A 7,097-nucleotide genomic window follows, 5' to 3' on the forward strand; every position below is an offset into this window, starting at 1 on the left:
TTTGAATCAGCTTTCGTGTTTACGGCACAATGGGTTAGGTGAGTGGTAGCGTTGCTCACTACTTAATTTGGCGTTAGGAAAATGGAGGCAAAAATGGAATTACAGCAAATAGATATTACAGGGTGTCGACTTGTTGGTGCCATCTCTGATGTGCTTGGGCACGCGGGGCCAAAGCATCACGCTGTTGTTTTAGGGCAGTGTTCTAAATCTGGTGAAGTGTACTTGGCCGAAAACAACGACTCTGGTTACCAATTGGAGACAATGAGCAACTTCAAAGCACGTTATGCCACGCAAGGTGAAATCAGGCTATTTTCTAATTCTGGCCCCAAAAGTAACCTGCAAGTGGCCAAGGATGCTTTAGCTGAAATTGTGGCTGGTGGCAAAGGCAAGTACAACCTCGTCTCTAATAACTGTGAGTCATTCGTAAATAGAGCGATGTACGATAATTCTGTTAGTTCTCAGGTGATTAATACATTCGGTGTGTTTGCTTTGATAGCAGCAGGTGTTTATCTGTACAAAAACTCGAAATAATTTTCCTAACAATAAATTTAAGCAGATTCGCAACGCTTGGCACTTTCGGTTTGAATCAGCTCTAGTGTTTACGGCACAATGTTTTAGGTAGGTGGCCGCGTTGCTCACTACTTAATTTGGCGTTATACGCTTTTGAGGAAATAATCCAATATGAACAAGGTAGTATTCAGAAATTGCGATGAAGATAGTGAGTATTGGGTTGCTCTAGAAAAGCTGTTTCAAACGGAATGGTCTGACTTTCTATTCGTAGATACCTATAAAACAGAATCTAAACTTCCACCGGTAATTGTCGCTCTTAGAGACAATCAAGTTATCGGTGGTCTTGCTTACTCGCGCTTTAAAGAACCTCACGGTGACTCAGAAGTTATTTGGTTTAATGCTGTTTATGTTTCACCAGATTGGCGCGGGCAAGGTATTGCTAGTGAACTGATTAACCGAGGTGTTAGCCAAGTATCAGCAGCAACTCAAAGTAACCTGTATGCTTACACAAATGTACCATCGTTGTACGAGTCATTAGGTTGGTTAGCAGTTGATATGGAAAGTGAGCTAAATCATAAGGTTATGACAGTTTCGTTGTAGTGTCAGCACGCGTATAACAAAGCATTTAAGAGTGATTCGCAACGCTTGGCAGTTTCGCTTCGCTCAAGTATAGCCAAGCGCTGCTCACACCTTAATGCGGCGTTATGTGAAAGAGGGAAATATGAGAGTAGATTATGATTATTTACATGAGTTACTAAGGGTATTTATCGACGACGAAAAGCCAGTATTAACTTGTGAGGACTTCACAAAATATACTGAAAATGACCTTCAGAAATTCTGTTTACACGTCAAATTACTTAGTGATCAAAGGTTAGTAGTAAATGCTTTTAAAGACAGTACAGATCTAGGAATCCAGTTTGATTGGGACGAGGAAGGATATTATTTGGTCGAGTATCCTTGGCGTCTAACGTCACAGGGGTATGATTTTGCAGCGACCTTAGATAAACCTGAAATGTTAACTTTAGTGCGTGAGAAAATGGCGAATGAAGGCATTTCTGCTGTTGTAGACATCTCTAAGAGTTTTGCACGAAAGAAACTAGAAAAAGTACTCGAGGAACATTTCACATAACAAACTGTTCAAGAGGGATTCGCAACGCGTGGCATTTTTACTATGCGTTGGTTTTAGTGATTAAGGTGGTATGCGGCGGCTTTGGTATTGCGTTGCTCACCCCTTAACAGGGCGTTATAGCAATATCCATAGTTAAAGGAATCAGATGAACAAAATACAAATAGTTTTAGTCATGGTCTGCATGATTGCCCTCGGTTTCATGCTGGGTGGTGGCTTCAACTCTGCCGAACGACATACAATGGTTCAAGGCGAAGGTTTTCCTTTATTTGAAGTCAAAGTTGCCAGCTCTTTCCCTGTGAAACCTCTGGAAAAATTCAATATTTCAACTGATAGCCCAATTACTACGTTTCGAGTTCCTTTAGCGCTAGAAAGCAATCCTAAGGTTAGTTTTCTATCAGACTTCGAAGTTACAATCGATAACGAATCTGGATTGGTGGGGCGAATTCAAGTCGAGCGAGGTTTTGTTGGTAAGAGCGAGTGCATTGCAGCACTTGGTACCTTGATCGAAAAGCTTCAGGATCACTATCCAGTATTTCAGTTTGAACCAGGTAAGTCGCACTACTCGAAAACGGTTGGAGACTTACGAGCGGGTGCTTCATGCTCAGTTTATGAAAAATCCCCATACGTTTCGTTAGAGTTCTACTTAGAAAGTAACTCTGTAGCAGATAATATCCTTAAAGCTTTTACGCAAAGATAAAGCTATAACAATAAATTTAAGAGTGATTCACAACGCTTGGTGCCATCACTTCAAGTCAGTTTAGTGTTTATGGCACAATGCTTTAGGTCGGGTGGTTAGCGTTGTTCACACCTTAATTTGGCGTTAGGCATCAAGGAGGTTGTTGTCATGGAAGAATCAATAAAATTTGGTAAGTTAGCGGAAGCTCATTTTGAAAATGGACTTTTGTGTGCTGAAAGTGTCGTTTCTGCTATCGCGGAATATCACGGGGTGGATGATCACCTAGCCTCGAAAATGGCAACTGGATTTTGTAGTGGCATGGCTAGAACTTGTGGACCATGTGGCGCTTTATCAGGAGCTGTTATGGGCATTAGTTTAGTTTTAGGTCGTGAATCCCAAAGTGATACTGTCGCTACGACGTACGAAGCAACACGGGAGTTAGTCGAGAAGTTTGAAAATGAATTCGGGGCTAAAGACTGCCATAAGCTTTTAGGCTGTGACATTGGAACGGAAGAAGGTATGGCTCATTTCCGCTCTCAAAATCTTCGTTCTAATTGTAGCAACTACACTCGAAAAGCCGCTGAACTAGCAGTGCAAATATTGAGCAAAAATGCCTAACAAGCAATTTAAGAGGGATTCACAACGCTTGGCACTTTTGCTTCTACTTCAGTTTTAGTGTCAATGGCACAATGCTTTAGGTTTGGGTGGAGGCGTTGTTCACCCCTTAATTGGGCGTTATAAGCCTTAATTGGATATCGGTAAATATGGAAACAGATAGACTTAAACTACTACCTCCTTCAATGGAATATCAACCTCTGATGCTTGAAGCGATAAGGGAAAGCCAAGATGAACTCGGTGTCTACCTTCCTTGGGTTCCATTTGCGTTAACAGAAGCTGAATCAATTGAAAACACGCAGCAAGCCATCAATAACTTTGAAAATTTTGAAGGTGAGTTGCGTTATTCAATCATAGAAAAAAGTACAGGGCGCTTTCTTGGTGCAATAGGGTTAATTATTCGCGATAAATCAGTACCGTTTTTTGAAGTTGGTTATTGGATGCGTAGTTCAAGTGTTGGCAATGGTTTCATTTCTGAAGCAGTGAAAGCAATAGAGTCATACGCGTTTAATGAGCTAAAGGCTAACCGAGTTGAAATCAAAGCTGCTGAACAGAATTTGAAAAGTCGAATGGTGGCAGAGCGAGGCGGGTATGCTTTTGAAGGCATTTTACGTAACGACCGAAGATTGCCGTCAGGTGAATTGAGTGGCACGGCTGTTTATTCGAAAACAGGCATATAACAATAAATTCAAGAGTGATTCACAACGCTCGGCGCTTTCACTTTAAGCCAGTTTAGTGTTTATGGCACAATGCTTTAGGTAAGGTGTTAGCGTTGTTCACACCTTAATTTGGCGTTATAAGTTAAAGTGAGGTAGTCATGAAAGTTCAGCCATATCAGATTTATCAGTCTATGATGCTTGAAGTCAAAGTGAGGATTAGAGCTGTAGATGAATGCCTTTCTAAACATTCAGAAAAAAGCTCTTTACCTCCGCTGGATACTGAGTTCTGCTTTCTTCAATTAAGAAAAATTGTCGAACAAATTTGCTTTAGCTCTGTTTTATGTGACAAAAATAGATATAAAGAATTTAGACGAATTGAAGGTGAAGAAAGTGACATCAATGGTGATTTTACAAAGGACTGGAATGCGAGAGTTATCCTACAGAAACTTAACTCTATTAGTCCTCACTTTATGCCAATTCCTTTAGGTCAGAGTCAATTTAGTGATGGTTTACATCAAATTCAGCGTAAAGACGTTAAAGCTACTCATGGTGAGTTGATTAAGATTTACAAAAAATGTGGTGACTTTATGCATATACCGAAACCATTTTCTGAAGATTATGACTCACATATTTCAAGGTATAAGCAAAAGTACGCAAGCTCAAAAAATACAATTGAATCGTATATTGGCTATTTAAAAGACCTTTTGTGGAATCACGCGGCAATAGGTTTGGAGTTTAATCTTGGAGAAAATCCGCTTACTCCAGGTAACCCAAAGAATGCATGGCTAGTAGATTTTGGTGACTATAGTAGCGATGACATTTCAATTGCTATAGCTAGTGCGGATTAACTTATAACAAGCAATTTAAGAGGGATTCACAACGCTCGGCATTTTTGCTTCTACTTCAAATTTAGTGTTTATGGCACAATGCTTTAGGTTTGGGTGGAGGCGTTGTTTACCCCTTAATTGGGCGTTATATAAAAGGGCAATAAATGAAAGATACTGAATCGGTTCGTCTTTTGTCGTCAGATGGATTTCTATTACGTTCTTCAGAGGGAAGCTACTTAAATGCTTCACTAGAAGACGTTTTGTCAAATGTCGAAAAAGTCAGTGAGATCCCAGATGACGCTAAAAGAGCGGTAAAGGACTTTATTGAACATCATTTCAAAGAACTATGTGAACGTGTATTTGATTTGGATAACCTTGAACTTCCAGTAGAACTAATCAATAAGTTTCCAGAGTTCATAGAGTATCTAAAGCTAGCGTTTGGGATTTTTATATAACAATAAATTTAAGAGGGATTCACAACGCTTGGCATTTTTGCTTCTACTTCAAATTTGGTGTTTATGGCACAATGTTCAGGTTGGGTGGAGGCGTTGTTCACCCCTTAATTGGGCGTTATGTGCCCGAGTACCCCACGTTTAGTAGACACTTTACTAAGTTAGATCTAGGGTCTAATTGAGAGGTGATTTATGGCTAAACATCGTAATCCAGCGTACACCGAAGAGTTCCGCAAAGAAGCGGTTCGTCTTGCCAGTCTCCCGGGCCGAACAGCCGTTTCCGTTGCTAAAGAGTTGGGTATTAGTGCTCAGCAAATTCGTAATTGGAAGCGTCAGTTTACGCGCCTATCCGATAAACAGTTTAACACCTTAGACGGTGTTGACTATTCGAAGAAAGAATCCGAAGAGCTTCGCGCGCTAAGACGCGAGAACAAGCGTCTACGTGATGAGATGGAATTCCTAAAAAGGTCTCGGCGTACTTCGCGAAGAACCAAGAGTGAAGTACGAGTATATCGAGAGCTATATTGGGGAATACAAGATCACTCATATGTGCCACGCCTTAAACGTTTCGCCGAGTGGTTATTACAAATGGTTAAATCGAGAGCCGAGTAAACGTTCAAAGCGGCGGTGCCGCTTTGAACAGTTAGTGATGTGTACCTTCGCGAAGCATCGAGCACGTTATGGTTCAGTTCGAATTACCGATGAGTTGAACGAAGCAGGCTATGCCTGCTGCGTTAACTATATTGCTGATATTATGAAAGAAAAGGGTATCAAAGCACGCAATGGTATGGGGTTCAAATACACTAAGGATGTGGCAGCGATGACCAACGTGGCGGATAATTTGTTACGAAGAAACTTCGAAGCAGAGTGCCCTAATCAGAAATGGGTGACTGACATTACATACATCTGGGTGAAGAGCCGTTGGCTCTACCTAGCTACGGTACTAGATCTGCATTCAAGGCGTATTGTTGGTTGGTCACTAGATACAACGATGACGGTTCAACTCATTACGAATGCACTGAAAATGGCGTTTAAGTCACGTAAGCCGCCTAAGGGCGTCATTATCCACTCAGACCGTGGTGTACAATATAGAGCACATGACTATCAGGACTTCATGCGTAAGCATGGAGGTGTGCCGAGTATGAGCCGTAAAGGCAATTGTTGGGATAATGCCGTGATGGAGTCATTCTACAGTCGACTGAAAGTCGAGCTGATATATGCAGAAGACTACCAAGATATAGAAGAAGCTCGAATGGGGATCTTCGAATATATTGAGATCTATTACAATCGAAATAGAAAGCACTCAGCGTTGGGCTATGTGAGTCCAGTCGAGTTCGAAAGTGTGTAGTTATGTTGTGTCCACTTTTCGTGGGGTACACTAAACACAAAATCAGGCTATTGCTCAAAAAGGCTATTTGAACTATTATTTGTACATTAAATTGTACCATTGGGAGTTCGACATGAGCCGTATCCACTTTGACCAAGATATTCAGCCTTTGTCTGAATTTCGTGCTGGCGTAACGTCATTTATTAAACAGATTAACGAAACTCGTAGACCATTAGTAATCACACAACGTGGTAAGGGTGTTGCGGTTGTCCTTGATGTTGCGGAATATGAAGCCATGCAGGAGAAGATCGAGTTACTGGAAGAAATGCGTACTGCTGAAGCACAATTAGCTTCAGGTTTAGGTGTTTCCAATGAAGACGCTCGCGCTCAAGTGTTGGGGCGTATTAAGAAATGAAAGTAGTCTGGTCACCACTAGCATTACAAAAGTTAGGTGATGCAGCCGAGTTTATTTCACTGGATAACCCAGTGGCAGCAGAAAGCTGGGTTAATGAGGTTTTCGATAAAACCGAACTTCTCTCAAATATGCCTGAAATGGGGCGAATGGTTCCTGAGTTACCTCATACTAATTATCGTGAAATCCTTTTTGGCCACTACAGAATCATATATAGCCTCAGTCATGAAATTCGTGTCCTTACAGTAAGAAACTGTCGTCAAATGCTAACGGAAAGTGATGTGTAGCAATTGTGTTATAACAAGCAATTTAAGAGGGATTCACAACGCTTGGCATTTTTACTTCTACTTCAAATTTAGTGTCTACGGTACAATGCGTTAGGTTGGGTGGTGGCGTTGTTCACCCCTTAATTGGGCGTTATGTGATTATAATGAGGATACAATATGACATTAAAATATTTCTTATGTTGGTGTAAATTTAAAAAAATAAA

General features: G+C 40.9%; 12 protein-coding genes. All 12 read left to right on the forward strand.

Translation table 11 applies throughout. The features are described from left to right. Positions 1 to 93: 93 nt before the first annotated feature. The 12 genes from ACHUFZ_RS20890 to ACHUFZ_RS20945 all read left to right on the forward strand — a co-directional run bounded on the left by ACHUFZ_RS20890 (position 94) and on the right by ACHUFZ_RS20945 (position 6,894). Positions 94 to 531, forward strand: a complete 438-nt coding sequence (locus tag ACHUFZ_RS20890) for a lecithin retinol acyltransferase family protein (protein WP_394128668.1) — start codon at positions 94 to 96, stop codon at positions 529 to 531. A 150-nt stretch (positions 532 to 681) separates the two neighbouring features. Beyond that, positions 682 to 1,110 carry a GNAT family N-acetyltransferase gene (locus ACHUFZ_RS20895; protein WP_394128669.1) on the forward strand — a complete coding sequence of 143 codons (429 nt, stop codon included), beginning with the start codon at positions 682 to 684 and terminating at the stop codon, positions 1,108 to 1,110. A gap of 121 nt (positions 1,111 to 1,231) precedes the next feature. Then, complete coding sequence (locus ACHUFZ_RS20900) at positions 1,232 to 1,639, forward strand: hypothetical protein (RefSeq protein WP_274013171.1); 408 nt, start codon at positions 1,232 to 1,234, stop codon at positions 1,637 to 1,639. 145 nt (positions 1,640 to 1,784) lie between these two features. Beyond that, positions 1,785 to 2,336 carry a hypothetical protein gene (locus ACHUFZ_RS20905; RefSeq protein WP_394128670.1) on the forward strand — a complete coding sequence of 184 codons (552 nt, stop codon included), beginning with the start codon at positions 1,785 to 1,787 and terminating at the stop codon, positions 2,334 to 2,336. A gap of 147 nt (positions 2,337 to 2,483) precedes the next feature. Then, positions 2,484 to 2,933, forward strand: coding sequence for a C-GCAxxG-C-C family protein (locus tag ACHUFZ_RS20910; protein WP_394128671.1), 450 nt, complete (start codon positions 2,484 to 2,486; stop codon positions 2,931 to 2,933). Positions 2,934 to 3,079: 146 nt separating this feature from the next. Continuing rightward, positions 3,080 to 3,610 carry a GNAT family N-acetyltransferase gene (locus ACHUFZ_RS20915; protein WP_394128672.1) on the forward strand — a complete coding sequence of 177 codons (531 nt, stop codon included), beginning with the start codon at positions 3,080 to 3,082 and terminating at the stop codon, positions 3,608 to 3,610. A 137-nt stretch (positions 3,611 to 3,747) separates the two neighbouring features. Beyond that, positions 3,748 to 4,437 (forward strand): hypothetical protein, encoded by a 690-nt coding sequence (locus ACHUFZ_RS20920; RefSeq protein WP_394128673.1) that lies wholly within the window; start codon positions 3,748 to 3,750, stop codon positions 4,435 to 4,437. Between the two features lie 143 nt (positions 4,438 to 4,580). Continuing rightward, entirely contained in the window at positions 4,581 to 4,871 is a 291-nt protein-coding gene (locus tag ACHUFZ_RS20925) for a hypothetical protein (RefSeq protein WP_394128674.1), read from the forward strand. 189 nt (positions 4,872 to 5,060) lie between these two features. Beyond that, on the forward strand, positions 5,061 to 5,480 hold the full coding sequence (locus ACHUFZ_RS20930; RefSeq protein ID WP_394128675.1) for a transposase: 420 nt from the start codon (positions 5,061 to 5,063) through the stop codon (positions 5,478 to 5,480). Continuing rightward, positions 5,365 to 6,216: an IS3 family transposase gene (locus tag ACHUFZ_RS20935; RefSeq protein ID WP_394128676.1), complete on the forward strand. Its 852-nt coding sequence runs from the start codon at positions 5,365 to 5,367 to the stop codon at positions 6,214 to 6,216. The genes ACHUFZ_RS20930 and ACHUFZ_RS20935 overlap by 116 nt, the downstream gene beginning before the upstream one ends. Positions 6,217 to 6,328: 112 nt before the next feature. Continuing rightward, positions 6,329 to 6,610 carry a type II toxin-antitoxin system Phd/YefM family antitoxin gene (locus ACHUFZ_RS20940; RefSeq protein WP_011080399.1) on the forward strand — a complete coding sequence of 94 codons (282 nt, stop codon included), beginning with the start codon at positions 6,329 to 6,331 and terminating at the stop codon, positions 6,608 to 6,610. Continuing rightward, a complete protein-coding gene (locus tag ACHUFZ_RS20945; RefSeq protein ID WP_011080400.1) occupies positions 6,607 to 6,894 on the forward strand; it encodes a type II toxin-antitoxin system RelE/ParE family toxin in 288 nt (95 codons plus the stop codon). Before ACHUFZ_RS20940 ends, ACHUFZ_RS20945 begins: the two co-directional genes overlap by 4 nt. Positions 6,895 to 7,097: the final 203 nt, after the last annotated feature.

Origin of the sequence: Vibrio hepatarius, from assembly GCF_043642085.1 — a bacterium.
GTDB classification, from domain to species: Bacteria; Pseudomonadota; Gammaproteobacteria; order Enterobacterales; family Vibrionaceae; genus Vibrio; species Vibrio hepatarius_C.

Bases quoted from the DNA above. Each gene is read 5' to 3' on its own strand.
- ACHUFZ_RS20890 (WP_394128668.1), top strand. From the start codon at position 94: ATGGAATTACAGCAAATAGATATTACAGGGTGTCGACTTGTTGGTGCC.
- ACHUFZ_RS20895 (WP_394128669.1), top strand. From the start codon at position 682: ATGAACAAGGTAGTATTCAGAAATTGCGATGAAGATAGTGAGTATTGG.
- ACHUFZ_RS20900 (WP_274013171.1), top strand. From the start codon at position 1,232: ATGAGAGTAGATTATGATTATTTACATGAGTTACTAAGGGTATTTATC.
- ACHUFZ_RS20905 (WP_394128670.1), top strand. From the start codon at position 1,785: ATGAACAAAATACAAATAGTTTTAGTCATGGTCTGCATGATTGCCCTC.
- ACHUFZ_RS20910 (WP_394128671.1), top strand. From the start codon at position 2,484: ATGGAAGAATCAATAAAATTTGGTAAGTTAGCGGAAGCTCATTTTGAA.
- ACHUFZ_RS20915 (WP_394128672.1), top strand. From the start codon at position 3,080: ATGGAAACAGATAGACTTAAACTACTACCTCCTTCAATGGAATATCAA.
- ACHUFZ_RS20920 (WP_394128673.1), top strand. From the start codon at position 3,748: ATGAAAGTTCAGCCATATCAGATTTATCAGTCTATGATGCTTGAAGTC.
- ACHUFZ_RS20925 (WP_394128674.1), top strand. From the start codon at position 4,581: ATGAAAGATACTGAATCGGTTCGTCTTTTGTCGTCAGATGGATTTCTA.
- ACHUFZ_RS20930 (WP_394128675.1), top strand. From the start codon at position 5,061: ATGGCTAAACATCGTAATCCAGCGTACACCGAAGAGTTCCGCAAAGAA.
- ACHUFZ_RS20940 (WP_011080399.1), top strand. From the start codon at position 6,329: ATGAGCCGTATCCACTTTGACCAAGATATTCAGCCTTTGTCTGAATTT.
- ACHUFZ_RS20945 (WP_011080400.1), top strand. From the start codon at position 6,607: ATGAAAGTAGTCTGGTCACCACTAGCATTACAAAAGTTAGGTGATGCA.